The sequence below is a fragment of the Desulfovibrio mangrovi genome, assembly GCF_026230175.1.
Taxonomy (GTDB): domain Bacteria; phylum Desulfobacterota; class Desulfovibrionia; order Desulfovibrionales; family Desulfovibrionaceae; genus Halodesulfovibrio; species Halodesulfovibrio mangrovi.
Genome location: NZ_CP104208.1, coordinates 1,996,582 through 2,021,306, shown reverse-complemented (window position 1 = coordinate 2,021,306; position 24,725 = coordinate 1,996,582). Strand labels below are relative to the sequence as shown.

23 protein-coding genes and 1 tRNA gene are annotated in these 24,725 nt (G+C 57.1%); 9 read left to right on the top strand and 15 right to left on the bottom strand.

Features of this window, described 5'->3' with window-relative positions; genetic code table 11:
- Window positions 1-15 precede the first annotated feature (15 nt).
- The 3 genes from N1030_RS09350 (at window position 16) to N1030_RS09340 (ending at window position 3,416) form a co-directional block, all read left to right on the top strand.
- The gene (locus N1030_RS09350) at window positions 16-915 is read left to right on the top strand and encodes a tetratricopeptide repeat protein (protein ID WP_265825190.1); all 900 of its coding nucleotides are present in this window, start codon (window positions 16-18) and stop codon (window positions 913-915) included.
- Window positions 916-929: 14 nt separating this feature from the next.
- Window positions 930-1,823, top strand: a complete 894-nt coding sequence (locus tag N1030_RS09345; RefSeq protein ID WP_265825188.1) for a hypothetical protein — start codon at window positions 930-932, stop codon at window positions 1,821-1,823.
- Window positions 1,824-2,015: 192 nt separating this feature from the next.
- Entirely contained in the window at window positions 2,016-3,416 is a 1,401-nt protein-coding gene (locus N1030_RS09340; protein WP_265825186.1) for an NAD(P)/FAD-dependent oxidoreductase, read from the top strand.
- A gap of 101 nt (window positions 3,417-3,517) precedes the next feature.
- Here N1030_RS09340 and N1030_RS09335 read toward each other — a convergent pair whose 3' ends face one another.
- Window positions 3,518-4,390, bottom strand: a complete 873-nt coding sequence (locus N1030_RS09335; RefSeq protein ID WP_265825185.1) for a hypothetical protein — start codon at window positions 4,388-4,390, stop codon at window positions 3,518-3,520.
- Between the two features lie 671 nt (window positions 4,391-5,061).
- On the opposite strand from N1030_RS09335, the gene N1030_RS09330 reads away from it, so the two are divergent.
- Both N1030_RS09330 and N1030_RS09325 read left to right on the top strand, forming a co-directional pair.
- Window positions 5,062-5,139: transfer RNA gene (locus N1030_RS09330), tRNA-Glu, on the top strand.
- A 326-nt stretch (window positions 5,140-5,465) separates the two neighbouring features.
- On the top strand, window positions 5,466-6,515 hold the full coding sequence (locus N1030_RS09325; RefSeq protein ID WP_265825184.1) for an alpha/beta hydrolase fold domain-containing protein: 1,050 nt from the start codon (window positions 5,466-5,468) through the stop codon (window positions 6,513-6,515).
- A gap of 260 nt (window positions 6,516-6,775) precedes the next feature.
- On the opposite strand, the gene N1030_RS09320 is transcribed toward N1030_RS09325, so the two are convergent.
- Genes N1030_RS09320 through N1030_RS09310 form a run of 3 tightly spaced genes read right to left on the bottom strand, consistent with a single transcriptional unit; the run spans window position 6,776 to window position 9,985 of the window.
- Window positions 6,776-8,329, bottom strand: a complete 1,554-nt coding sequence (locus N1030_RS09320) for a polyamine aminopropyltransferase (protein ID WP_265825183.1) — start codon at window positions 8,327-8,329, stop codon at window positions 6,776-6,778.
- A gap of 58 nt (window positions 8,330-8,387) precedes the next feature.
- Window positions 8,388-9,230 (bottom strand): DUF350 domain-containing protein, encoded by an 843-nt coding sequence (locus N1030_RS09315; RefSeq protein WP_265825181.1) that lies wholly within the window; start codon window positions 9,228-9,230, stop codon window positions 8,388-8,390.
- A 2-nt stretch (window positions 9,231-9,232) separates the two neighbouring features.
- Complete coding sequence (locus tag N1030_RS09310) at window positions 9,233-9,985, bottom strand: hypothetical protein (protein WP_265825179.1); 753 nt, start codon at window positions 9,983-9,985, stop codon at window positions 9,233-9,235.
- Window positions 9,986-10,256: 271 nt separating this feature from the next.
- Between N1030_RS09310 and N1030_RS09305 the strand changes: the two genes are divergently transcribed.
- On the top strand, window positions 10,257-10,628 hold the full coding sequence (locus N1030_RS09305) for a hypothetical protein (RefSeq protein WP_265825177.1): 372 nt from the start codon (window positions 10,257-10,259) through the stop codon (window positions 10,626-10,628).
- Window positions 10,629-10,690: 62 nt separating this feature from the next.
- Here the strand turns inward: N1030_RS09305 and N1030_RS09300 are convergent, their stop codons facing one another.
- Window positions 10,691-11,161: a hypothetical protein gene (locus tag N1030_RS09300; RefSeq protein ID WP_265825176.1), complete on the bottom strand. Its 471-nt coding sequence runs from the start codon at window positions 11,159-11,161 to the stop codon at window positions 10,691-10,693.
- Between the two features lie 84 nt (window positions 11,162-11,245).
- On the opposite strand from N1030_RS09300, the gene N1030_RS09295 reads away from it, so the two are divergent.
- A complete protein-coding gene (locus N1030_RS09295; protein WP_265825175.1) occupies window positions 11,246-12,205 on the top strand; it encodes a LysR family transcriptional regulator in 960 nt (319 codons plus the stop codon).
- Between the two features lie 31 nt (window positions 12,206-12,236).
- Here the strand turns inward: N1030_RS09295 and N1030_RS09290 are convergent, their stop codons facing one another.
- From N1030_RS09290 to N1030_RS09270, 5 genes are all read right to left on the bottom strand, one after another.
- Entirely contained in the window at window positions 12,237-13,439 is a 1,203-nt protein-coding gene (locus tag N1030_RS09290; RefSeq protein ID WP_265825173.1) for an iron-containing alcohol dehydrogenase, read from the bottom strand.
- Between the two features lie 239 nt (window positions 13,440-13,678).
- The gene (locus tag N1030_RS09285; protein WP_265825171.1) at window positions 13,679-14,179 is read right to left on the bottom strand and encodes a GNAT family N-acetyltransferase; all 501 of its coding nucleotides are present in this window, start codon (window positions 14,177-14,179) and stop codon (window positions 13,679-13,681) included.
- A gap of 157 nt (window positions 14,180-14,336) precedes the next feature.
- Window positions 14,337-14,909 (bottom strand): DUF4178 domain-containing protein, encoded by a 573-nt coding sequence (locus tag N1030_RS09280; RefSeq protein ID WP_265825170.1) that lies wholly within the window; start codon window positions 14,907-14,909, stop codon window positions 14,337-14,339.
- 107 nt (window positions 14,910-15,016) lie between these two features.
- Window positions 15,017-15,718, bottom strand: a complete 702-nt coding sequence (locus tag N1030_RS09275; protein WP_265825169.1) for a PspA/IM30 family protein — start codon at window positions 15,716-15,718, stop codon at window positions 15,017-15,019.
- Window positions 15,719-15,732: 14 nt separating this feature from the next.
- On the bottom strand, window positions 15,733-16,125 hold the full coding sequence (locus N1030_RS09270) for a YbjN domain-containing protein (RefSeq protein WP_265825168.1): 393 nt from the start codon (window positions 16,123-16,125) through the stop codon (window positions 15,733-15,735).
- 498 nt (window positions 16,126-16,623) lie between these two features.
- On the opposite strand from N1030_RS09270, the gene N1030_RS09265 reads away from it, so the two are divergent.
- Complete coding sequence (locus N1030_RS09265) at window positions 16,624-17,361, top strand: substrate-binding periplasmic protein (protein ID WP_265825167.1); 738 nt, start codon at window positions 16,624-16,626, stop codon at window positions 17,359-17,361.
- A 153-nt stretch (window positions 17,362-17,514) separates the two neighbouring features.
- Window positions 17,515-19,203 carry an Lcl domain-containing protein gene (locus N1030_RS09260; protein ID WP_265825165.1) on the top strand — a complete coding sequence of 563 codons (1,689 nt, stop codon included), beginning with the start codon at window positions 17,515-17,517 and terminating at the stop codon, window positions 19,201-19,203.
- A 72-nt stretch (window positions 19,204-19,275) separates the two neighbouring features.
- On the opposite strand, the gene N1030_RS09255 is transcribed toward N1030_RS09260, so the two are convergent.
- From N1030_RS09255 to N1030_RS09235, 5 genes are all read right to left on the bottom strand, one after another.
- A complete protein-coding gene (locus N1030_RS09255) occupies window positions 19,276-20,550 on the bottom strand; it encodes a TRAP transporter large permease (RefSeq protein WP_265825163.1) in 1,275 nt (424 codons plus the stop codon).
- Window positions 20,551-20,559: 9 nt separating this feature from the next.
- Window positions 20,560-21,096 carry a TRAP transporter small permease gene (locus N1030_RS09250; RefSeq protein WP_265825162.1) on the bottom strand — a complete coding sequence of 179 codons (537 nt, stop codon included), beginning with the start codon at window positions 21,094-21,096 and terminating at the stop codon, window positions 20,560-20,562.
- Window positions 21,097-21,153: 57 nt separating this feature from the next.
- Window positions 21,154-22,131: a TRAP transporter substrate-binding protein gene (locus tag N1030_RS09245; RefSeq protein ID WP_265825160.1), complete on the bottom strand. Its 978-nt coding sequence runs from the start codon at window positions 22,129-22,131 to the stop codon at window positions 21,154-21,156.
- Between the two features lie 180 nt (window positions 22,132-22,311).
- Window positions 22,312-23,022, bottom strand: a complete 711-nt coding sequence (locus N1030_RS09240) for a response regulator (RefSeq protein WP_265825159.1) — start codon at window positions 23,020-23,022, stop codon at window positions 22,312-22,314.
- Window positions 23,015-24,682 (bottom strand): ATP-binding protein, encoded by a 1,668-nt coding sequence (locus N1030_RS09235; protein ID WP_265825158.1) that lies wholly within the window; start codon window positions 24,680-24,682, stop codon window positions 23,015-23,017. Before N1030_RS09235 ends, N1030_RS09240 begins: the two co-directional genes overlap by 8 nt.
- Window positions 24,683-24,725 lie beyond the last annotated feature (43 nt).

Here is a 24,725-nt window from a genome sequence, read left to right as displayed (position 1 = left end):
ACTGGATGTACGGTTGTGAAGGGTCCATATTATCTCAATACGAAGAAATATAATGAAGGTGTTCAGGACTTTTCTGCCATACTGGCAGAGGATCCTGAAAATGCTGAAGCCCGGTATTACATGGCCCGTCTGTATCTGGCCGATGACAAGCCCGAGCAGGCGCTGCCTTACATTACCAAAGCGGTCGAGCTGGAGCCGGGGAACGATACCTATCTTTTCTGGAAGGGTATCGCACACTGGGCGCTCATGGAATACGACGAGGAACTCCGCTCGTATGAAAAGGCTCTGGCCCTGAACCCGATGAACCTCTACGCCCGCCTGTACATGGGACACAACCTGCTGGACAGGAAGGACTGGAACGGGGCGCTGGCTGCATATGACAAGGTTCTCGGGCGGGACAGCTATGATCCCGATGCCCTCTATAACCGTCCTCGTGCACTGCACGGCCTCAAACGGTTCGAGGAAGAGCGGAAGGCGTGGCTGACATATTTGAAGTATTACCCCGATGGTGCGCTTGCACTGCGGGCTGTTGATAGTTTGAATGCCTTGGGCGATTTCTCGTGGCGTAATTTTCTTATCGGTAAACGACGGGTAAGTTTCGAAGCTGTACAATTCGAACCCGGTACCGATGAGCTGAAGAACGACGCGAAGCCCTCTCTTCAATTGTTGGGCGCCATGCTCGGCAATTCGAAGACGTTGAAGGTGCACATTGTGACGTATGTGGATGCCGCCCCCGAACTGGCCAGAAAACGGGCTTTGCGGATCAGGGAATACATTCTTGGGTATGCCGGGGGTGTTTCCCCGGCCCAATTGCCTCTCAGCTGGTTCGGCGTACCTGAAAAGGTGACCGCAGGTGGGAAGACCAAGGACCTCAGAGAAGCTGTTTCGTTCATCACGGAGGTGGAGAAGCAGTGATTTGGAGAGATGACATGGCAAAAAAAATAGTTTCACTCGCTTTTGCAGTGTTGATCGTTGCGTTGGTTGTGTTTGTCAGTGCCTCGTTTGCGGCTGACGATCCGGCGACGCCTACTGATACTGTGACAGAGGCTCCGGATGCCACGGCACCTGATGGCGAAGTTGCGGGAGAAGAGCAGGCTGAAGCAGAGCCTGAAGCTCCCTCGTTCAATAATCCCACGCAGGCAGCCCGTGCAGCCAATCTTGCTGCAGCTGCGGCTGCGCAGCCCAATGAAGCGCTTGAAGGTGCCCTTACCGAGGTGCAGGAAGCCGAGGCCGCTCTGGCTGCAGCTGAAGAAGCGCAGGACGAGACTGCCATCGCCGCAGCTCAGGCAGCTCTGGATGCCGCCAACGAAAAGGCTGATACGGTAATGGCCGAATCCACGTCCGTTACCGAGGCCGACATCGCCGGTATGCGTGCCGCCGGTATGGGCTGGGGCCAGATAGCGCATGAGTTGGGTCTGCATCCCAGCGTACTGGGTATGGGGTTGACCAAACGGGCTCAGACTGCTGCTAAGACTTCCGCAAAGGCTGCCGGAACCGCAAAGGCGCAGACCAAGGCCAAGGTGAACGCCAGAGTTGACGCGCAGGCCAAAGCCAAAGGCGTTTATGGAGCCAATGTTTCCGGCAACAGCCGCAATACCAAGACTGGCAGTTCCGAGCCAGGGGGCGCGAAAGGCGCTTCCGGTAACGGTAAGTCCGTAGGTCTTGGTCAGAGCAAGGCCGACTCGCGTAGCGCCAGCTCCGGTAACTCCGGTTCCGGTGGCAAGGGCGGCGGCAAGGGCGGCGGCAAAGGCGGAGGTAGTAACGGCAAGGGCGGCGGTAATGGCGGTAGCAATGGTGGTGGAAACGGCGGCGGCAAGAAGTAGCTGAACGCCGAGAATTCGGAATATAAGCCCCGGTCATGCCGGGGTTTTTTTATGGAAAAATCCTGTTTTTACTACAGGGAAAATCGTGTTGACAGAATTATTATTCCGTGTGCAAGGTAGGATAAGCCTTCGTGCGCGCCATGCTTTCCAAGGTGGGCTCAAGAGCAATATATATAGTGTGGAGAACAGGTAATGACCAAGAAGATGCAGTTCGACGTGATAGTTGTAGGTGGCGGACCTGCAGGACTTTTCGCCTCCTACTATCTGGCCGAACATTCCGGACTTTCCGTTTGTATGATCGATCGCGGCAAGAGTGTGAAAAAACGCAACTGTCCCATCGGTAAAACCCAGAAGTGCATTAAATGCAAACCTTGCCATATCCTTTCCGGTATTGGCGGGGGCGGGCTTTTTTCCGACGGCAAACTCAATTACATTCATAAACTGGGAAAGACCGACCTGACGCAGTTTATGAGCAAGAGCGAGGCGCAAGCGCTCATCGACGAGACCGAAGTCATCTTCAACCGTTTCAATATGGACGGGCCGGTGTTTCCCTCTGATATGGAACGTGCCAAGTCCATCCGCAAGGAAGCCCGCAAGAACGGCATCGAACTGCTTCTCATCAAGCAGAAGCACCTTGGCAGTGACTGCCTGCCGGACCACATAGACGGCATGTCCACCCATATCGAATCCCGTGGCGTTGAGATCCGTTGCGAGGAAGAGGTGAAGAAGGTTCTCGCCAAGGACGGCAAGGTGACCGGCGTTGTCACAACCCGTGGCGAATACTCCGCCAAAGCGGTGATCGTGGCTCCGGGACGCGTAGGTGCCGACTGGGTTGGCGAGGTGTGCCGTGAATTCGGGCTGAACGTCTCGCAGCGTGGCATTGAAGTGGGCGTACGTGTGGAAACCCACAACGACGTCATGCGCGACACTACCGATGTGATCTACGACCCCACCTTCTTTGTGCGTACCAAGCGTTATGACGACCAGACCCGTACCTTCTGCACCAACCCCGGCGGGTTCATTGCGCTGGAGAACTATCAGGATTTCGTCTGTGTGAACGGCCATGCCTTCCGTGACAGGAAATCGGAGAATACCAACTTCGCCTTCCTGTCCAAGGTAGTGCTGACTGACCCCGTTTCCGACAATACCGGTTACGGAACAGCCATCGGCAGACTTGCCACCATCATCGGCGAGGGCAAGCCCATTCTGCAGCGTCTTGGCGACCTGCGCCGAGGCCGCCGTTCCACGTGGACCCGTATCAATAACGGCAACATAGAGCCCACCATGACAAACGTGGTGCCCGGCGATATCGCCATGGCTCTGCCTGAGCGCATCGTGACCAACATTGTGGAAGGGCTTGAGCAGCTCAACTATGTCATCCCCGGTATTGCGGATGACAACACGCTGCTGTACGCGCCCGAAATCAAGTTCTTTGCAACGCAGGTGGAAACCAGCAACGAACTGGAAACCGCCCTGGAAGGGCTGTTTGTGGCCGGTGACGGTCCCGGCGTGGCTGGCAACATTGTTTCTGCTGCAGCAACCGGCCTTATTCCTGCCAAGGAAATCATCAGGCGTCTGGAAGGCGACAAGTAGCAGCCTTCTCTTTCAATAAAGAACAAGCGCCGCAGAGCCAATCTGCGGCGCTTTTTTCATGTCAGATGTTGCGGGCTGTGGTCTTGCGACTGGACAGATCATTATTCCTTTGCGGCGGGTTGGTCTGGCGTCAGTTTGCCGTAATGGAACATGTTGGTCGCATAGGTCACGCCGAGTGCAAAGAGCGTCGCGCCGATGCCCACGGCAGCATCATAGTAGGGCGGTGCAGAAAGGGCGATGCGTATGAACAGGGTGGCGATCAGATAACCTGAGTTTCTGAATACGGCATGAAAGCTGGGCATATAGCGCTGGGCTATGAGCACCAGCAGGATGTCGGCAAAAATCAGCACGGTATAGAACGTGTGGAAGAACTCATGGCGCACGCCGTTTACGGCGAAATCCCAGAGGTTGAAGGCTCCGGTGCCGAGAAAGACCACAAAGAGGCCCAGTGCCAGTATCTTCTTGGTCATGATGTAGTGGAGCTTTTCCATGGGGTCGCGCAGGTACCCCTGATACCGGTGCATGCGGTAGTAGATGCCCAGCCCGAGAAAGACCACAAGAGCTCCGACGCTGGATGTCAGGATGTGCAGCATGGATTCCCAATCGGCCATGATGTCGATGGGTTCATGCATGTTGCTGAGTTCCTTGAATGAGTTGCGCAGAAGGATGAGCGTGAGAATTTCGAACTGCTTGCCCAGCGATTTTGTGACCGACTGGGAGAGTACAAAGACAAGGCTCATCACTTCCAGTACCAGCAGCATGGAAAAGGCCAGATTTACGGCGTGGAAGTGATTGTCGGGCGTTATGGCGGCAAGAGAAGGCGGCAGCAGGCCCTGTCGTTTCAGCTCGATTCCGAGCAGACTGCCGAGAAATATGACAATGAGCATCTGTGAGACGCGCCGCTCCGTCTTCGGGTGTTCCCAGAAGTGGTGCAGCATGTCGAAGAGATGTGTAAGCGGTTCCAGTCTGACCATGGTAGCTCCAAGCGAGAATAGGTATGAACTAGCGAGGATAGACAATTTCTTTGGAAGTGCAAGTGCCAAGAATGAGTAACCTGTAAAGCGTTCGGAGCGGGAGTGCTACAGGGCCGAATGCGCAACCGTTGTTGGCGCAGGAGGAAGCTTGGTGTTGGAGGAATCCCGCGCCTGTTTGGGCCTGTTTGGACCCGTTTGGTTCGGTTGGGGAATGTTGCAGGAGAAAGGAGGCGGGGGGCTGGAAAACAGAAAACGCCTTTTCAGGCGCGTAATGGGGGCGGATGTTTGTGGGAGGGGAGGGGCTTTCCGGTGCCGGTAATCGGTGTTTATGGCACAAAAAGAGAGAATCTGCCTGAAATATCTTTGAGCGGGTGGGCTCTCCCCGGCCTGTCGTACGTCGTGCGTACCGGCTCTCAGGGGCGTAGTTTCAACAGCAGATTCTCTCGCCGCGGAACTGATCTTCCATATTAATCCTTCTTACCCTCCGTTGGGGTCCTTCCTAAATATTACTAAGAAGAGATGTATCATGTTCCTTCCGGCCATAAGGTAATCATGTGCTGGCAAGGGTCAAGGTGGGTTTTTGAGAATTTTTGAAAAAGTCAGTTGACAGAGTGGGGTGTGCTTGCTTATACACCCACTTCGCGTCGCCTGAAACGGCAGATGCACCAAGCGTCCCCATCGTCTAGCCTGGCCCAGGACACCTGCCTTTCACGCAGGCGACAGGGGTTCAAATCCCCTTGGGGACGCCACGAGAATAAAAGCCTCGATCGCAAGATCGAGGCTTTTTTCGTTTTCATAATCTGGTTCAGTGAAGCGTTTGAATTTAGGCAATAGTAATACAGGTGGGCGGCAACGACGGATTCAGGTGAATCGAGCCGGTCTGTCTGGTCCGTTGCGGGAATGCCTGAGGCAATGTGGTGATTTAATCCGCGCCTGATGGTCAGCAACTAGACAACGCTATATCGTGCTGGCACGACTGTGAAGACGCAGATTGCAGGTTGCCCCTTTGCTGTGTAGAAACACAAATGACCCAATGTGCCAATGCTTCTCACGTGAAAATAGCAAAGGAATAAAAATGATCATAAACAAGATCAAAGTGTGTGCCATCCTTCTTGCCTTACTGTATTCGCCTGTTCATCTTGCTGCTGCTCAGGAGGGGGAGGCACCCTTTGTATATGTTCCAAGCACTATTTCAGGGCAGGCACAGGATGTTTTGAAAAAGCTAACCAATCCGGAGTTGCGCCCAGCCTTGCCTGGTCCTGATGACATCAAGGCGTGGAAGGCCATACAAGATGAAAGAGAGGCCTTTGCCGTTAAACGACAAGGGCAGATACTTGAGCGATTGCAGCCAACAGTTACAGCGTTGGAATTGGGCGGAGTGCCGGTTTTGGATATCAAGCCTAGAGATTGGGCGGATAATGGCAAGGTTCTGGTTTACACGCATGGTGGCGCTTACACGCTGTTCAGCGCGAAATCCACGCTAGTCTGTTCGGCTTCGATGGCTGCCGCAACAGGGTTACGTGTTATTTCAATAGACTACACGCTGGCTCCGCACGCCAAGTGGCAGCAGATAACTGATCAGGTCCTGAGCGTTTTCAAAGCACTTCGCAGTCTTGGGTATGCAATGAACGACATCGCAATCTGGGGGGATTCTGCGGGTGGCGGGCTGGCCGCCGGGGCTGTTCTGAAAATGAGGGATCAAGGGATGGGCATGCCTGTTGCGGTGGTGCTTTGGTCGCCATGGGCCGACATCACCGATACGGGTGACAGTTATGAAACGCTGAAGCACGCTGAGCCTGCGTATGTTTACGCCAAGCACCTCAAACCATCCGCAGATGCCTATGCTGCACCTGAGGATCAGAAGAATCCTTATGTATCACCAGTCTATGGAGACTACACCAAGGGGTTTCCTCCGACTTTGATCCAAGGTGGCACCAAGGAGATTTTTCTGAGCAATTTCGTACGGCTTTATCAGAATATCGACACAGCAGGGCAAACGGTCAAATTGGATATTTATGAAGGAATGATACACGTGTTTCAAGCAGCGTTGTATGGGGCTCCAGAGTCGGACGCAGCGTTGAATAAGGTGAATGCATTTCTTAAGGACTATTTGCACGGATTATAAACAGATTCAAATCCCTGTTCGTTATTCCAGTATCACGTCTTTGCAGGTTGGATATGAAGCCATTTTGAAGGAGTTCCACGTTCGGGTTGTGTCTGGCTCGGGTGGGCTCACTTGTCTCACTCATGGCTGTGAGTTCCTCGGGTGACCTGAAGAGCCGAAACGCATGAAAAAGCCTCGATCTTTTGATCGAGGCTTTCTTACTTGTATCAGTCTATTAAAACCGGTCGGACAACGGGGAAGCTCTGGTTCCAGTCATCCCTCTAATACACATCCCACCGCGCATCCTTGTAGTACCTGTACAGCACGGGCTTGTGGCGGGTGTTTACCTCCACGTCTCCGGCCTTGGGGTGATCGAACACACCCTTGCCGAACTTGAACATGGCCTGCATGGCTTCTTCATTGAGGAAGCGGGTGGGAATGCCGTCCAGTCCTGCGCGTTCCAGACGTTCCCGCATGCCGGTTGTGCCGTGGGTGCCAGCCCGCATGGCGAGCACCCAGCCCCATTCACCCATTGTGGGCACCTGATTGTGATAGGGCAGCGTCACCAGCCCTGCCGCGCGCATGGTTCTGTCTATGCACAGAAAGGCCATTGTCGCGAAATAGGGGCTGCCTGCCTGCGTCACCACCACGCCGTCCGCCGAAAGGTGATGGCGCAGGGTCTGGTAGAAATCGAGGCTGTAAAGGTGCATCAGGTCCACGGAATCAGGGTCGGGCAGGTCGATGATGACCACATCGAACAGGTCGGCGGAATTGAGCAGGAACGTGCCGGCATCTTCATGCACCACGGTTACTCGCGGGTCCGCCAGCGAATTGCCGTTGGCGGCAAGCAGAACGGGGTGGGTCTTGGCGAGGCGCGGCATGGCCGGGTCCAGATCGACCAGCGTGATTGAGCCGATATCCTTGTACTTCAGCAGCTCGCGCACGGCGAGTCCGTCTCCCCCGCCTAGGATGAGTATCCGTTCGTGCGAGGTGGCAAGCTGCATGGCGGGGTGCACCAGCGGCTCGTGGTAGCGTTCTTCATCATAGGTGGAGAACTGTTCCTGCCCGTTGATGAACAGCCAATGGTAATTCTTCCACTGGGTGATGACCAGTTTCTGGTAGATGCTCTGCTCCTCGTACACGATCTTGTCCTTGTAACGGGACTGCTCGCCGAAGAGGATGATGGGCTTTGCCGAGATAGCCAGAGCGACAAGGTAGGCCGTGACCACGAAGAAGCCGCCGATGGCTATGCGGCTGCGGTAGAGCAGGTGGCGGAACGACCACAGGAACAGCGAGGCCACCGCGAAGTTGATGGCGCCGAGTGCGATAGGGGTATAGGTCAGGCCAAGATAGGGCAGCGCTATGAAGGCGAACAGCAGCCCACCAACCAGTGCGCCGTAATAGTCCTTTTCCATCACGTTGGCGATGTTGGTGCGCAGCTCCTCGTAGTCCTCATTGATGCGCGTGACCAGTGGTATCTCGAAGCCGATGAGCAGGCCGATGGCAACGGCGAGGGCATAGATCACCAGACCTATGTTGCTCGTATAGGCGGCAAGCCCGTATGCCAGCACGGAAGCCGAGGCGCAGAGCACCGAGAGCAGGAATTCCACGGCGATGAAAAGGTCGAGCAGGTTCCAGCGGAAACTCTTGCTGATGCGGCTGCCAAGGCCCATGGCAAAGAGCATGAGCGACATGGTGATGGTCCACTGGAACACCGCGTTGCCAAGCAGGTAGGTGGCAAGGGTGCTCAGCACGTATTCCGCCACAATACCGGCAAGGCCCGTGGCAAAGACGGAAGCCTTCAGAATGAGGCTGAAACGGCGAATGCTGTTCACTGTCTGATTCTCCGGCCCGCAAGGGGGCAGCCCTCTAGCGGTCCTCGGGGCGGCAGGGCTACACGCACCAGTAAATGGCCAGCGCGCCCGCTATGTAGGAAAAGGCTTCAATGTATGCCGCGCCGACGTTGGGCACTTCCTGTTTGGCTATTTCGTCGGATAGGGATTCGCCCACCAGCAGAACCTTGTCCGCCAGCCAGCGCACTACGGGCAGGGCGGCAAGTCCCAGTGCGGAATAGACGACAAAAGGCACATACGTGTCGTGCCACGACTCGAAGTCCTGCGCAGCGGCAAGACCCACCAGCATGCCCATGGCAATGAGCGCTCCGGCGAAGCTGATGCCCGCAGCCACGTTGTCCTTTTCTATCTCGTCATGCACATCGTAGGGCACAATGCGGTTGTATACCCAGCCTGCTACCAGCAGAAGCGCCTGCCCGCTGGCCCAGAAGACAAGCATGGTGACGAAGGAGCCTTCGCCGGTAATGGCACCGTAGAGGATGAAGCCGGTGGCGAGGCACACGCCGCCCGCAACGGCTCCCGTGCCCTGATTCTGGTCACGGATGAGTTCATCGGTCACACGGAATTTGTAGAGCAGCAGCTTGTCGCAGATAAGCCATGACACGTTCAGCAGTACGATGCCGGAAATGCCGTACAGGAACAGGTTGCAGATATCGCTGAGAAAACCGCCGCTGGGGCCGTGCAGCGCGCCGCCCACGGTCATGAGCATGCCGCCGTAGTAGCCCGTGAGGGTAAGCGCCAGCGCGGCGTTGTCTTTTTTGACCAGTTCCTCGTTCAGGTCGTAATCCCTGTGCCACAGGTCGTTGACCTTCTTGCCGGTGAAGAACACCACGAAAAAGCCGATCAGCAGGCCGATGCCGGAAAGAATTTCGGTTATGGACATGGTTATTTCCCCACTCCGCCGCTACGGGCGCGCATGGATGACGTGGAGGTACGGCCTATGCGGCTTTGCACCTTGTTCGCAAACGAGGACTTTTTCATCACTTCCTTGGACTGCGCACGCTGGAAGAATTCGGGATGCTTCTTGCGGGTAGCCTCGCCGTTCATCCCGTATTCCTTGTTGGGGCCGTAATAGGGCTGACTGTTCTGCCGGTGGTTCTGGTAGGTGGCGTAGTCGCCCTGACGTACGCGTCCCCAGCCGAGCAGGTCAGACATCAGGCGGTACTGGCCGTAGTACATCCAGAAGGAGCCGCCGGAGCTGTCACGCTGCCATTCGCCATAGCGGGAATCGCCAACATATTCGTAGCCGGGGGGAGCGGCTTCAAAGCTCTCCTGCCCGTCCTTCTTGCTGAACACGGTCATGCCCATCAGAGGGATCATCGACTCGAAATCCTCCTGCGAGGTTTCGAGCCAGTCGGTGGCTTCTGGCTGCTCCTTGCCTTCTTCCACTACGTAAAGCTTCTGGAAGTATTGGCCGTTTTCTTCCTTGGCGTCCGCAAGCACGACGGAGAAGTTCGCTTTGTCCGCAAGTGCCTTGCTGACCCGTTCTATGGGCGTATCGCCGGAGTAACCGCCGCAGCCCGAAAGCAGAATGACGGACAGCAGCATGCAGGCCGATAGGCGGCATATGGCGCGAAGGCTGCCATGAAAAGCATTCCGAGGGGCGGATGAGGTGTTGGACAGGCCGGAAATATGCACAGCGTACTCCCACGTAAGAGATGGCGCGAAAAAGCGTTTCTGTACGGTAGAAAACCGCTCGAACCGTACCTAGCCCGCATCGGCCTTGTCAAACGGAATACCTTTGGAATCAGCCTTTTTATAGCGGAGTGCCGAAATATCATGGGGGCCGTCTTCCTGATTGCGGTCGGGCAGGCTACAATGGCGGCAAATGTCTCAGGCGGTAATGATTCCTTTAACGGATTTCCAGTGGCTTCCGGCCTTGTTTTCCCCGGCGGGATATGGAGGCGGCATGTTGCATCTTCTGTTGTTTCAGCGGGATTGCGTTGGTTGCGGTTATTGCTGCGTCAAGTCGCAGTGCATCCCGGGGCAGCAGCGGTACGGAGAACAAGGCGTGTGTGCCGGATTGTATTGGAATGGCACGTGCTATCGTTGCCGTCTGATCGACGAATCACCGGATGTCGCAGCTGTACTGCAGGTGGGGGAAGGATGCTGCCGTCCGCTCAATCGCTGGCGCAGGGATGTCTGGCAACGGGTGCGGACGCCTGTGGATACCCCGCCTCCGGTTACGGCGGTGTCGGTCAGCATGACGGACGCCCTGTCCCACGAGCGGCAGGACCGGCAGGCAGGACAGGGCGATCAACGGGAGAGGAAATCTGATTGATCTTGCCTCCGCAGCCGGGGACTGCGGGCAGACCGTGATGTCTCGATGCGGCAAAGGCCGCGCTACGCGTGGCGGGTCATGAGCCAGAAGCCGCCCAGCACGCAGAGTCCCCCGGCAAGGGTGCTCATGGATACATGCTCACGGAAGAAGAGCGCCCCGACAGGTACGGTAATTATCAGCAGTCCTGCGTTGGTCAGCAGCGGCAGGGTGCCCATTGATGCGCCGTACTTGTAAGTGAACAGAATACCCACCTCTATTCCCACCACAGCAACGGCCAGCAGCAGAACGGGCCAGTTTTTCAGGCTGAAGACCTGATGCAGGGTGTCACGGGCCGAGGGATGCGCCACCGCGCCGGATTCGCCTGCGGTTGAACCGGCAAACATGGCCGCACCTATGCACAGTACCGCTGCCACGGCATAGGCCGCCGCCAGCAGCGAGAACGGGGAATCGCTGGAAGAAAGCAGTTTTTGCGCCACGTGATAGGTGGCCATGGAGAGCACGGTGAGCGCAAAGGGAATGTAGAATGATGTCATTGGGTAATGCCTCCGGAAAGATCCTCAGCCAACTACATATGCCTCTGCTGTACATGAATCAAATGAAATGATAGCAATGTAACCATGAATGAAATTCATGCAGCAACTCTGGAGTCTCTGGACCTCAATCTGTTCACCGTCTTTGCCGCTGTCTATCGCAGGCGGAACCTCACGCTTGCCGGTGGCGATCTGAACCTTTCCCAGTCGGCAGTGAGTCATGCCTTGGGCAGGCTGCGCAGCCGTTTCGGCGACCCTCTTTTCATCCGGCAGGGCAATCTCATGGAGCCCACCGCACTGGCAGAAAGCATCGCGTCGGGGATTCTATCCGGGCTTGAAATGCTGGAGGGCGCAGTGCGCGACGTGGGGAGTTTCGATCCGGCCAAGGCTCGCAGGACGTTCCGTATCGGTATGAACGACTATGGCAGTGCCCTGGTCCTGCCAGTTCTGACGGAACGCATCCGGCGCGAAGCGTCCGGCGTGTCGCTGCATGTGGTGCATACAACCCATGAAGAGCGGCTACGCATGTTGGAGGAGGGCGAACTGGATGCCGTCATGGGTTGTCACCCCATATCGGGCAGGCATATTCTGAGTGCCGACCTGATCAGGGATCGTGAAGCCTGCGTGGTGCAGCTTGATCATCCATTGGCCGCAGGGGGTCTGGAGCCGTCACGATTTGACGGTGTGCCCTTCATTGCCCTGTCTCTGAGTGTGTCAGGAAAGAACGTGCTGGATTCGGTGCTGGAAAAGACCGGTTATGCGCTTGCTCCCGTGGTGACCATCCAGCAGGAGCTGGCGGTGCCGGAACTGGTGCGGAAGACGGGGCTTGCCGGAACCATGGCGGAGCGTCTGGCCCGTTTGACCGTGCACGGGGAAGAATTGAGCATACGTCCTCTGCCGTTTCCGGATGCGGAATTCACCCTGCGTCTGTTCTGGCATGCCTCACGTGATGCTGAAGCGGGGCAGCGTTGGCTGCGCGAGTGCATTTTCGAGGTGACGGCAGCTTTGCCGCCGCTGGGTCCCTGTACAGAGATTCTGCACCTCTGATTGCTATCTTCTCCAGCTCTGTTCGTCCTCGTTACAGCACTCGCGTAAATATGCGCGTGACCTGCTCTCCGTTCAGGGGAACCAGCCTTCCGAGGGCGCGGTAGCTGAAGGCATTGCGCACCATTACAGGCACATGTTCTGCGGTGACGCCCCAGTGGGAAAGGTCCTTCGGGGCACCCCAGCCGGAAAAGGCGTTGCGCGTGGCTGCAATCCCTTCACGGGCTGCGGCGAGAACCGAAACGGCGTCCTTGCTGTCGTATTGTATGCCCCAGACATTGCGTGCGAAGCGTGCGAAAATGTCCGGGGCGAAGCTGTGCACCTCCTCCATCCATGAGGGAAAGAGTACTGCCAGCCCTTCGCCGTGAGGAATGTGCGGGAATAGACCGCTTAATGCGTGTTCCAGCGCATGGGAGGTCCAGTCGCCGCCGGAAAGACCGGCCACGGTCATGCCGTTGAGTCCCCAGCAGGCAGCCCACGCGAGGTTGGCCCGTGCGTCGTGAGAGGCGGGATTCGCCTGCAGTTCGTTCAGTGAGGCTACGATGCTGCGCAGCAGCGCCTCGTTGATCTGCAGCTGTGTTTCTTCGCGGAAGAATCCGGACTCCGGGTTGGCGGGTCTGCCCCTGAAATAGTTTTCCATCACATGCGTCATGGCGTCTATGCCGCCCGTTGCCGTGAGCTTCCATGGCAGTTCCGCCTGCACCTGCGGATCAATGACCGAGACTTTGGGGGCGAGGCACAGGCCGCTTATGGACCATTTCTTGGCTTCCGGTTCGTTGGTGATGACCGCCTTCTCGTTCATCTCCGAGCTGGTGCCGGAGAGTGTAAGCACCGCAAAGACCGGCAGGGCTTGTTCCACGGGTTTGCGTGTCTCTACAAAGGCCCAGTAGTCGTCCAGAAACACACCGGCGGCAATGGCCTTGCCGCAGTCGATGACACTGCCTCCGCCCACAGCAAGTACCCCCTGGGCTTCGAATGCCCGTGCTCTGACGATGCCTGCGTTCACCTGCTCAAGCGAAGGGTTGGGCTTCACGCCCCAGAATTCTTCCCACGCTATGCCAGCTTCGCGCAGGGCGTTGGTGATTGAATCATACACCCCGTTGCGGCGGACGGAACCGCCTCCGAACACCACAAGCAGGCGTTGTACGCCGTGGGCAGTTATCTGCGGGGCAATGGCCGGAATGGTGTTGCGGCCGAACAGAATTTTAGTGGGGGCACAGAAGGTGAAGTTGTCCATGGCTGGTCCTGCGGGTGTCAGACTGTCGCCTGATGATTCGAGTAGTTCCGGGTGAGTACAGGGTGACCATAAGCCCGAACGGCGCACAATGCCAGTGCGGAAGCGTGATGAATGCGCCGGAGAGGCAGATTGCTCGGTTTTGCGTACATAAGCGGTGTGGCGCGGGAATATGGCAGACGGCGAGCGTGTCTCTGCTGGCTGCCGCGTGCAGTAAGACCGGCGTAGTAGATTCGTGGACCCTATTTGGTCGTGGCCTCGTAGGCTTCCCGCAACAGCCGCATCCGAATGCTGGCAATGCGCTGGCCATCCCAGTTTGTCCGCTCCTCAATGGCAACAGGACGAAAGCCCATGGAAGGATAGAGCAGAAGCCCTGCAGTGTTGTGGTTGAAGCAGAATAGGCTCACCTCGCTTGCATTGTGGCGGGTAAAGGCTGTTTCTATCATGGTTGTGACCATGAAACGGCCAACACCCCTGCCTCGTGCTTCGGGAGCAACCACCACGTTGCCTATGCTGCATCTGCCGCCTGTTTCCCATTCGTAGAAGTTGGCAAAGGCGACGACCTTTCCTTGCAGCAGGGCCACGGTGGCATCAGACCGGCGGGCAATGGCCTCTTCAAGTTGTTCAACGGTCAGAGGGTAGGTGCCAATGGGGAACATGTAACAGAGTTCCTGCGCGCTTTGCGGGAATGTGCAGATGAGGGGAAGGTCCGCAGGTTCGACAGGGCGGTGTGTCAGTGTCATGTGCAATGCTCCTGTGCACTATCAGTAGTTGCTGACCTTGTACGCGACGCTGGAGTTGTGTGACAACTGGAAGATTGTAAAAGAGGGCAGAGCGTTTTGGGCGGACAGACAAAAAAAAACGGGAAGGCATCCCTTCCCGTTTGTAGCCTTGTGGCGATCAGCGTGCCGGAGGCAGAATGTTCGAGAACTGGTACTCATGGGCGGGCCCGCCCGCAAATGCCTGAAAGTCGGTATCGCCCCACTGTTCGATGGTGAGGTAGGAGCTGCCGTCCTCGGTCTCATAGCCCCACTGCAGCAAGGGGGCACCCTCATCGCTCTGGGCAGCCTTGCCGGTCACTTGTCCGTTGGCGAAGAAGTGTCCGCCTGCGGTTTCTTCCAGATAATAGGTCTGTCCCTGCCACGAGACCTGGTCGGGGCCGTCGCCGGTTTCCATAATGGCCCTGCGCACGGATTCGCCGAGGCTGCGGAAACTGATGGGGCGGGAAATGCTCCATTCAGTTTCGTCATCGGTCTCGCACTCAAGATAGATGGTGTCATCAGCGGAAACCAGCTGCCATTCCAGCGAGATCATGCTGCCCCACTCGTAGCGGTTGGCGGCCTTCACTTCCCAGGTCTTGAGATCATAGTCGACCAGAAAGCCGGGGCGCATGGAGGTGAGGGTGAGATTGGTGATGGAATCCACCTGCGCGTCGTGCTGCGCCTTGTTCTTGAATCTATCGAAAAGTCCCATGGGGCACCTTGCTGTTACGTTGTGTGTGGAACTCTGAAAAACGGGCGTACCTGCCGGAGCACGGTACGCCCGAAATCGTCTTGTATCGTCTGTCGCGGAAATCGGGGCTACATGCCCATCTTGGCCTTGAGCGCGGCAAGCTTGTCCTGCGCGTCGGTCTTGGCCGTGCTGCCGAGGGCGGCGTCGATTTCGTTCTCAAGGCTGTTGTTGTCGGCTGCAAGGTCGGCATAGGCGGCGGCCAGCGACTCGTCCGCAGCCACCTTTTCCTTCATGCGCTCCAGCATGGCGACAGTGCCCGAGGTGTCTACCTTGGCGATCTGCTCGTTCACCTTGCGGGTGGCCTGCGCAGTCTTGGCGCGGGCCTTGAGGGTGCGCAGCTCATTTTCGTACTTGGTGATGGTGGACTTGATCTTGTTCACGTTGCTCTGCAGCTGGGCAGACATCTTTTCATGCTGCTCGGCCTCGGCGTTCAGGCGGGTGAACTCCTCGTCCTGACGGCCCTTTTCTTCCAGTGCCATGGTGGCAAGGCGTTCGGCTTCGGCCATGTTCATGTCTTCGAACTGGGCCTTCTGGAGCAGCAGCATGGCCTTCTTTTCGTATTCAGCGGCGCGGCTCTTGGCTGCTTCGGCCTGCTTGCGGGTATTAATGGCCATGCTCTTCACGTCGGCAAGGCTGGACATGGCCGCCTGCAGGTCGTTCTTGAGATCGCGGATGCCCTGCTCGGTGAGCTTGATGGGGTCTTCGATCTTGTCGAGCACGGCGTGGCTTTCGGCCTGAGCAAACTTGAATATTCTCTGGAAAATAGACATGGGTGACTTCCTCCCTACTGTTGAGCGTAACCGAGCAATTCGGGGCCGTATTCCGCCATGGCAAGGCTCAGGGCCTGCACGGAGCCTTCCAGCTCGTTGCGGTCGAGATTCTCGAGTTGCAGGGTGTCTCTGAAGAGCAGCAGCGTGGCGTCGTCATTGAGAACGAAGGCGCCGTGCACGAGGTTGCGGTTCATCTGCAGCAGGCGCTTGTAAAGGTCGCCGATCTGAGCGGGAACGTTCATGATGAGCTGCTCAATAACCAGAATGGGATCTTCGCAGTCGATGACGAGGTTCACAATGCCGTTTTCGGGGTCGGAAACAACGACCAGCTCTTCGGCGGTGTCTTCCGAGAGAATGGGCAGTTCCATTTCATGCAGGTAATGTTTCACCAATTCAAACTTGGACATCGGTAGCTCCTTGGTCCTGTTGGGTGTCCATTCAGGGCGTTTGTTTCACAGGGGAGGGCCGAGCCGAGCTTCCGTGCGTTGCCGCATGATGAGGAGGGGGAAGGCCGTGCCAGCCGCATAAGGACAAGGGATAAACATCAATTTGTCTGCTGACAAGCTGGTTTGGGGAAATTTGCGGATAATGTGTTTATCGGGATAAAGCGGAACGCAAGAGTTAAGGGCTGTGCTCCCTTTTTGCCGGTTTGCTCCATTTTCTCCATTTTTATTGAGAAGATCCGTGAGGTTGCCGAGGTGACAACATGGTTCTTTCCCTATACCGTGCCCTTGCGTTTTTCATATTGGATCATTGCGGGGGAACGCGAGCAGCGGGAATGTGCTTCCTGTGAACTGCTGGCGCCGTGGATATGATCATCATGATGAAGGGGTATTGTCAGGCCGGTTATGAGATTTGCAGTCTGGTTTGTATCATTTGTTATCTGTTGTTGCTGTGTGCTGCATGTGTCTGCAGCCCGTGCCGGGTTTGTCGTATTTGCTGGTGATTTGCCGCCCTACCACTTTGAGGATGCGAATAAACGCATTGTGGGCATCTCGGTGGAGGTACTGACCGAGATGATGCGCCGTTGCGATATGGCGTTTCACCCCGAGCTTGTCCGGAATCCTCCCTGGGCGCGGGCACTGAAGGAAACGGAATTGATCCCCGATCATCTGCTCATCGGGGTCGTCAGGACAGCGGACAGGGAGCCGCTTTTCAAATGGATAGGTCCCCTCAGCACCATAAGGATGGGACTCATTGCAAAGAAGTCCCGCCACATCCGTATTCGTGACAAGGATGAAATCCGTAACTATTCCATTGGAGCCATCAATAATAGTGCCCCCGCCTCCTTGCTGCAGGCAGAGGGCTTCCCCAAGGAGAAGCTCACGCTTCTTACCGACAACAATCAGCAATTCCGCATGTTGCAGGCAGAGCGGGTGGACCTGATTACCCATGTGGACACTGTGGCTCCCTACTTCATGCGGGAACTTGGGTATGCCTTGGAAGAGTACGAGATGATCCATGTGATACGGGAAGTACCTTTGTATTTTGCCGTGAACAAGGCGACCGATGATGCCGTGGTGGCGCGTCTGCAACATGCGCTGGATGAGATGAAGAAAAAGCCTGCCAAGGGGCAGAGCTCATATGATGCGATTGTGCAGAGCTATCTGGGGGAAGAGGCATTGCATGTGGTGCTTCCCTGAGGGCGCATGTCATTCCTTTGTTACCCGAACAGACGCATGATTGTGTAAACTTCGCACCGCGCCTTCCAGAAGGCGCGGTGTTGTTTTTGGGGACTTGAAACGCGCTTTCATGTATGTTCTTGCTTGTTTTTGATGGCATATCTGGAGGCCCGCATGGTGTTTTTAATGATGCGAAGGAATTGTCTGTGGAAAGCGCTGTGGCTGGCAGCGTGTTTAGTGCAGGCCTGTGTCTTGGCCGCCATGGCGGGAACGTCGGTCAGCTATCCTGTCGTGGAGACGGGACAGCAGATTTGCTATGACGATAAGCGCGTCATCCCCTGCCCTGCGGCGGGCAGGCTTTATCGCGGGCAGGATGCCCAGTATGCGGGCCATGCTGCAGCCTACCGGGATAACAAGGACGGCACAGTCTCCGACCTTGTCACGGGGCTCATGTGGGTGAAGGCCCGTGGCGACAAGATGTATTGGAACGATGCCATGAATGGGGCCCGTGATTGCCGCACGGGTGGGCATTCGGATTGGCGGGCTCCCACCATCAAGGAACTCTATTCCCTCATCGACTTCCGCGGCAGGGCCATGCCTTCCGGTACGGCTTCCATTCCCTTTGTGGACACCCGTTACTTCGATTTTGCCTACGGTAATGTTTCCACCGGTGAGCGCACCATTGATTGTCAGGACTGGTCGGCGACCGAATACACTGGAACCGTCATGGGAGGTGAGGAGGCCGTTTTCGGCGTTAACTTCGCGGACGGTCGCATCAAGGGCTACCCCAAGGGCAGGGGGGAGAACAATCCCCGCAACAAACGCTATATCCGCTACGTGCGCGGTAATCCTGATTACGGCAAGAACGACTTCAAGGCGGACGGGGCATCGACCGTCACGGACAGAGCCACGGGACTCATGTGGCAGCGCAGGGACAGCGGCGAGGAATATGATTGGCCGCATGCATTGGCGTATTGCGAGAACCTGTCGCTGGCGGGGTATGACGATTGGCGGCTGCCCGACGCCAAGGAACTGCAGAGCATCGTTGACTATTCGCGCAGCCCTGAGTCATGGGGCGGTCCTGCCTTGTCACCCCTGCTTGAAACCACCGTCACCGAATCCTACTTCTGGACCTCCACAACCCATCTTGATGGGCCGCATGCGATGTCGGGCGCAGGGACAGATGCTGTATACGTGGCTTTCGGCAGGGCAGTGGGCTATTTCCGCAACAGGAATATGCCGGGCAAGTCCTGGATGGACGTACATGGGGCAGGCGCGCAGCGCAGCGATCCCAAGACAGGCAGTCCGAAGCAGTACCCCACGGGCTTCGGCCCGCAGGGAGACGACAGGCGTATCTACAACTTTGTCCGCTGCGTGCGTGGCGGGGCTGCCGTGTCGGTTCAGGGCGGTGGCAAGGACGCGGACAAGATGGATTTGCCGCCATGGAGCGGCATGTGGAAGGGGCGGGATGCCGCCGCATCGCCAGATGCTTATTCCGGTGGCTCAGGTGGCGCGCTCCGGCCTGAAGGTCGTTCGAATGGGGCGCGGCGTATGCCCGAGCAGGGCGGCACTGTCGGCGATGAAGGAAGCGTAAGACAGCATTCCTTCGGGCGTACCTCGCCTCCGTCAGAAATACATCCCGGATCTCCGTACGCTCCGGGGCATGGAGGGGCTTTGCAGGGCGGTCATCCAGCTCCGCCGCGGCGGGCAGTTACGGCATGCTCAGGACACTCCGAGCATGATGTCTGCTCCCTTTCCACTCCGCATGGCATGGTGGAGGGGCTGTGCCGTTGGCTGCAAGGCGAGCTGGCCTGCGTGCCGGAAGGGGAGCCGGAAGGCGGTTCATCAGGCCGAATGCAGTGATGCAATGAAAAGGGGACCGGAGTAGTATCCGGTCCCCTTTCGGTTCTCTAAGTCGTGACGGGGGGCAACCTGCTATTGCATCAGGCCGGGCAGGAAGGTGATGAGTGTGGGGCACATGGTCAGGAGGACCAGCACCGCGAGCAATGCATACAGGTAAGGCAGAGATGCTCGCATGACCCGTTCCAGCGGCACCTTGCAGATGGCGCTGGCCACGAAGAGGTCCAGTCCCACAGGGGGAGTGATGCACCCGATGGCAAGGTTCACCACCATCAGCACGCCGAAGAACAGCGGGTCGATACCCAGCTGAAGGGCAACGGGCAGGAAGATGGGGGTGAGAATGACCACCGCAGCGGATGCGTTGATCATGGTGCCGATGACAAGCAGCAGCACGTTCATCATCATGAGGAACAGGATGGGCGATGAGGTGAGAGACACCACGTACGCACCGATGTGATGGGGTATTTCAAGGTTGGTGAGCATCCAGCCGAATACGTTGGCTGCACCCACGATGAACATGATGATCGTGGTGCCCATGACGGCATCGAAGATGATCTTGGGGAAGTCCTTGAGCTTGAGTTCCTTGTAGATGAACATACCCACGAAGATGCCGTACATGGCTGCAACGGCGGCTGCTTCGGTGGGGGTGAATATGCCGCCGTAGATGCCGCCGATGATGATGACGGGTGTCATCAGCGCCCAGAACGAATCGCGGAATGCCTTGATGAGCTTGGCGAAGGAGAAGGAGCCTTCTGCGGGAATGCCTTCCTTCTTGGCGATCCACCAGCTTACCACGCACATGCTTATTCCCATGAGGAGGCCGGGGACAACGCCGCCCACGAACAGGTCGCCGATGGAACTGCCCGCGATGACGCCGTATACCACCAGCGTGATGGAGGGAGGAATAACAATGCCCACGGTACCGCCAGCGGCAACGATGCCGGTGGCCAGTTCGCGCCGGTAGCCCTTCTGCTCCATTTCGTTAACCATGGTGGAACCGATGGCCGCAGTGGTGGCGGCGGAAGAGCCGGAAATGGCAGCGAAGAACATGCCGGAAACGGCAACAGCCTGCGCAAGTCCACCGGTGAATGAGCCCACCATGGCCTGCGCAAAGTTGACCAGACGTCTTGTCACGCCACCGGCGGACATGAACGAGCCTGCCAGCATGAAGAAGGGAACAGCCATGAAGGAGAAAGAATCAACACCGGAATAGATATTCTGGGTGATCAATACCTGCGGCATGTCCAGGAACAGAAAAAGGATTAATGATACGGACAGGCCCAGCGCAAAGGCTACGGGCACGCCCAGAAAGGTCATCAGCAGAAAAGAGCCGAGCAATACGCCTTCCATGATTTCCCCCTACTTGTCGTTCTTGCTTGCGGGTTCAGACACGGTCAGGGCATCGGCTTCCTGCGAATTTCCCGCACCACGGATCTTCTTGAAGATCGTTATGGTGTCCCTGATCAGGTAGAGCATCATCAGACAGGCACTTACGGGGATGATCGCATAGACCCAGCTCATGGAAATGCCGAGGCCGGGAGCGGTCTGGAAGGTCATGACGGACGTCATTTTAGATCCCTGCACCAGAAGCAGCAGAATAAAGGCATAACTGCATGCATTGATGAACAGGTTCATGACATGGCCTACAGCGGTACCTTCGAACTTGCGGGGCAGCAACTGCACGGCAAGGTGGCCACCTTCGCCCATGATGAGGGCGGAGCCGAGGAATACGACCCATACAAAGAGGAATCGGGCCAGTTCTTCGGACCATTCGAAGGTGTGGTTGAAAATGTAACGGGTAATGACCTGCATAAAGATGAGTACCAGCATGACCGCCATGGATGAGACGGATATCCAGAACAACACCTTGTTCAAAGACTTGAGCAATTTTTCCATACTACGCCTCGCGAAGGAAAATCGGCCCGCCCGTCACCGGCCGGGCCGCATCATCAATTAGTTCTTGAGGGCTTCGATCTTGTCGATGTTGTCCTGGCCGACTACGTCCGCGAATTCCTTGTAAACGGAGCGGGTGGCTTCGGCGAACTTGTCACGGTCAACGTCGATGACTTCGATCTGGCCGGTTTCCTTGATCTTGTCCCAGTAAGCAGCATCTTCGTTGGCGGAGAGTTCACGCTGCCAAGCGATGGATTCGGCTGCTGCGGACTTCAGGATGTCCTGCTGGGCAGGGGTGAGGCGTGCCCATGCAACCATGGAGATAACCATGGGTTCGGGGGAATATGCGTGAGCGGTGAGGGAGGCGTACTTCTGCACTTCAAAGAAGCGCTTGGTGAAAATGTGGGCGCTGGGGTTTTCCTGACCGTCAACGGTACCCTGCTGCATGGCGGAGTACAGTTCGCCGAAGGCCATGGGGGTGGGGGAAGCACCGAGGGACTTCATGGTTTCCACGTATATCTTGTTGGTCATAACGCGGATCTTCAGGCCCTTCATGTCTTCGGGGGTCTTGATGGGGTGAACGTTGTTGGTCATGTGGCGGATGCCGTTTTCCATGTAGCCGAGCAGCTTGATGCCCTTGGACTCAAGAGCGCCGCCCAGTTCCATACCTACGGTGTCGAGGGACTTGTAGGCATGTGCACGGTCCTTGAACAGGAAGGGAAGGTCGAAGATGGAAATCTGGGGCTGGAACTGGCCGAGCACTGCGGTGCCCACCAGAGCCATGTCAACGGTGCCGTAGATAAGACCTTCGATCAGGTCCTTCTGGCCGCCCAGCTGGGAGCTGGGGAATACGCGCACTTCCATTTCTCCGCCGGATTTTTCGGCAACGAGTTTGGCGAAGTGGTCAGCGCCCTGACCATAGGGATGCACGGGTTCGGCGATATGGCCGAGTTTGAGCACTACCTTACCCGCAAAGGCGGGAACGGCAAAGCTGACAACGAGCAGGGCAACGGCAAGTACTTTGGCGAATCGAATCATAACTCCTCCAAGTTACACAGTTGGTTTCAGAACCCCACGGCGCACCAAGCCTGTGATTCTGTCTGTACTGAAGGAATGCTACTAGAAATGATACCGCCAGTATTTTTTAGAGGATAAAGGAAGAATAATTCATTTTGTGAGTTTTGTTCATTTTGTTCACGACAGGGAGCCGGGGGATGTTTACTCGGCTGCGGGGGCCGTAGAGCGGAAGTAGCGGCGTTCGGGTCTGCCGATGGAGCCGTATACCTGGTCGGCATATATGGCTCCGGCCGAGGTCATATACTCTAGGTAACGCCTTGCGGTTGACCGGCTTACGCCCACATTTGCCCCTACCTCCTCGGCACTCAGCCCCGTTTCCGTGGGGGCGTTTTCCATGGCGGCCTTGATTTTGCCCAGAGTGAGCAGGTCTATGCCCTTGGGCAGGTCGGCCGATTGGGCTACAGGGGCATTGGCGCTGGCGGGGTGCAGCATGCTGTCAACGTCTTGCTGCTCTATGCTGTCGCCACAGGAGATGCGCTTGCGGTAGTTGCAGAACTTGACCAGACAGTCGTGAAAGCGGTCGGCCGACACTGGTTTGATGAGGTAGTCGAACACGCCGCCCCGGACGGCTTCCTTCAGTGGGCCGACCTCGCGGGCTGCCGTGATGAGGATGACATCCGTCTCGCGTCCTTCCGAGCGGATTTCGCGCAGCAGATCCGTTCCGGAGCCTTCCGGAAAATAGAGGTCGAGCAGCACCAGATGGGGTTCCAGCGTTTCGATCATGAGGCGCGCATCGTCGAGATTGTGCGCCACCCCTACCACCTCGCAGTCCTCCACGCGCATGGTGAAACGCCGGTGCAGGTCTGCAATGCGCACGTCGTCTTCCACGATCAGGACACGTACTTTACTCATCCTTCTCTCCGCTGTTGTCGCTGGTTCCCTCCGGATTCCGGCCGGGAGGTCTCTTGGGTACCGTTACGGTGAACAGTGCGCCCCCCAGGTTGCTGTCGGAAATCAGCACGTCACCACCCAGTTCGTCAAGTTGCTGCCGCACAAGGTAGAGCCCTACCCCCCTGCGGTCCTTGCCCTTGGAGGACACCCCTTTTTCAAACACGGCCTGTGTCCGCTCCACGGGAATGCCGGGGCCGGAGTCTTCTATCTCGAAGACAATGTCGTTGCCAAGGTCGGTGAAGGAGAGTTCAACCCGCCGTCTGTGCAGTTCGCGGTCCAGCACGGCCTCAAAGGCGTTGTCCAGCAGGTTGCCCAGAATGGTCACGATCTTCACTTGATCAATGTGTGCAGGCACGTCAGCCAGTGTACTTTGTCTGTCTATGGCAAAATCCAGCTTGAGTTCCTGTGCGCGGTTGAACTTGCCCAGCAGAATGGCGGCAATGACCGGATGGGGCACCGCTTCGTTGAGGAACCGGATGACATCGTCGTAACCATGGGATTCGCGGGTGACCAGTTCCAGTGCCTCGCTGTAGGCCTCAATCTGAATGAGTCCTGCAATGGTGTGCAGCTTGTTGGAATATTCGTGCGTCTGCACGCGCAGGAGTTCGGAATACTCCTGCACTCTGGAAAGCTCGGTGGCAAGACGGTCCAGCTCATCCTTGGGACGGAAGCTGGCCACCACGCCGTGCAGGGTGCCCTGCCGGAAGACGGGCACGATGTTGAATATCATGTCCTTGTCGTTGATGCGGCGTTCCTGATCGTGCTCCGCCTCACCCGAGGCGAGGGCTCGCTTCAGGCCGGCACCGGGAAGCACGGTGTCAATGTTGCGGTCCTTGCGCACGGCTTCCGGATCAAGCCCCGCATACAGAACTGCGGCCTTGTTCGCCAGCCGTATCTTGCCTTCCGGGTCCACGGCCACAACGCCTTCTCTGATGGCTTCCAGAATGGCACCGCGTTCAAGGTACAGGTTGGTGATTTCCGTCGGTTCAAGCCCCAGTGTGATGTTCTTGAGATGCTGGGCGATGAAAAGGGCGCTCAGAATGCCAACGGCCGCCATGGCGGCTATGAGTGTGAACGGTTTGTTGAGATGGGGAGGAATGGCGTCCTGAACCTTGGTCGAAAGGTATCCAACGGCGACAAAGCCGATGATGTCGTCATTGTAGTCGAAGATGGGCGTCATGCCGCGCAGCGATGGCCCGAGCGAGCCGACGGCCTCCGATATGTAGGATTTTCCTTCAATGAGAGCGGGGCCCGTGTCACCGCCAACGAAGAGTTGGCCTATGCGCTCTCTGACCGGGTGTGAATAGCGTATGCCATTGCGGTCCCCCACCACGACATAGGATGCACCGATACTGATGCGAATGGATTCGGCGAGTTCCTGAATGGTGCCGTGGGGGTCGCGGGCCAACAGCGCCCTGCGCACTGTGGGCATCTGGGCGATGGTCTTGGCCGCATGCAGCGCGCTTTCACCGATTTCGTTCTTGAGCATGTCCGTAACCGGTCCGGTGATGACCAGCCAGCTTACGGCAATCTGCAGCAACAGCAGCACGAGCACCATGTGGATGAGGTGCGAACGGATGGTGCGGGGTTTGATCCAGTGTATCAGGCGGCGCAGTGACAATGCGGTTCTCCCTGCCGGTCCGGCGGACTATTGCCGAACTATA

Bases quoted from the DNA above. Each gene is read 5' to 3' on its own strand.
- N1030_RS09245 (WP_265825160.1), bottom strand. From the start codon at position 22,131: ATGATTCGATTCGCCAAAGTACTTGCCGTTGCCCTGCTCGTTGTCAGC.
- N1030_RS09340 (WP_265825186.1), top strand. From the start codon at position 2,016: ATGACCAAGAAGATGCAGTTCGACGTGATAGTTGTAGGTGGCGGACCT.
- N1030_RS09240 (WP_265825159.1), bottom strand. From the start codon at position 23,022: ATGAGTAAAGTACGTGTCCTGATCGTGGAAGACGACGTGCGCATTGCA.
- N1030_RS09290 (WP_265825173.1), bottom strand. From the start codon at position 13,439: ATGGACAACTTCACCTTCTGTGCCCCCACTAAAATTCTGTTCGGCCGC.
- N1030_RS09285 (WP_265825171.1), bottom strand. From the start codon at position 14,179: ATGACACTGACACACCGCCCTGTCGAACCTGCGGACCTTCCCCTCATC.
- N1030_RS09270 (WP_265825168.1), bottom strand. From the start codon at position 16,125: ATGTCCAAGTTTGAATTGGTGAAACATTACCTGCATGAAATGGAACTG.
- N1030_RS09255 (WP_265825163.1), bottom strand. From the start codon at position 20,550: ATGGAAGGCGTATTGCTCGGCTCTTTTCTGCTGATGACCTTTCTGGGC.
- N1030_RS09260 (WP_265825165.1), top strand. From the start codon at position 17,515: ATGGTGTTTTTAATGATGCGAAGGAATTGTCTGTGGAAAGCGCTGTGG.
- N1030_RS09275 (WP_265825169.1), bottom strand. From the start codon at position 15,718: ATGTCTATTTTCCAGAGAATATTCAAGTTTGCTCAGGCCGAAAGCCAC.
- N1030_RS09305 (WP_265825177.1), top strand. From the start codon at position 10,257: ATGTTGCATCTTCTGTTGTTTCAGCGGGATTGCGTTGGTTGCGGTTAT.
- N1030_RS09280 (WP_265825170.1), bottom strand. From the start codon at position 14,909: ATGGGACTTTTCGATAGATTCAAGAACAAGGCGCAGCACGACGCGCAG.
- N1030_RS09295 (WP_265825175.1), top strand. From the start codon at position 11,246: ATGAATGAAATTCATGCAGCAACTCTGGAGTCTCTGGACCTCAATCTG.
- N1030_RS09345 (WP_265825188.1), top strand. From the start codon at position 930: ATGGCAAAAAAAATAGTTTCACTCGCTTTTGCAGTGTTGATCGTTGCG.
- N1030_RS09250 (WP_265825162.1), bottom strand. From the start codon at position 21,096: ATGGAAAAATTGCTCAAGTCTTTGAACAAGGTGTTGTTCTGGATATCC.
- N1030_RS09325 (WP_265825184.1), top strand. From the start codon at position 5,466: ATGATCATAAACAAGATCAAAGTGTGTGCCATCCTTCTTGCCTTACTG.
- N1030_RS09315 (WP_265825181.1), bottom strand. From the start codon at position 9,230: ATGTCCATAACCGAAATTCTTTCCGGCATCGGCCTGCTGATCGGCTTT.
- N1030_RS09335 (WP_265825185.1), bottom strand. From the start codon at position 4,390: ATGGTCAGACTGGAACCGCTTACACATCTCTTCGACATGCTGCACCAC.
- N1030_RS09300 (WP_265825176.1), bottom strand. From the start codon at position 11,161: ATGACATCATTCTACATTCCCTTTGCGCTCACCGTGCTCTCCATGGCC.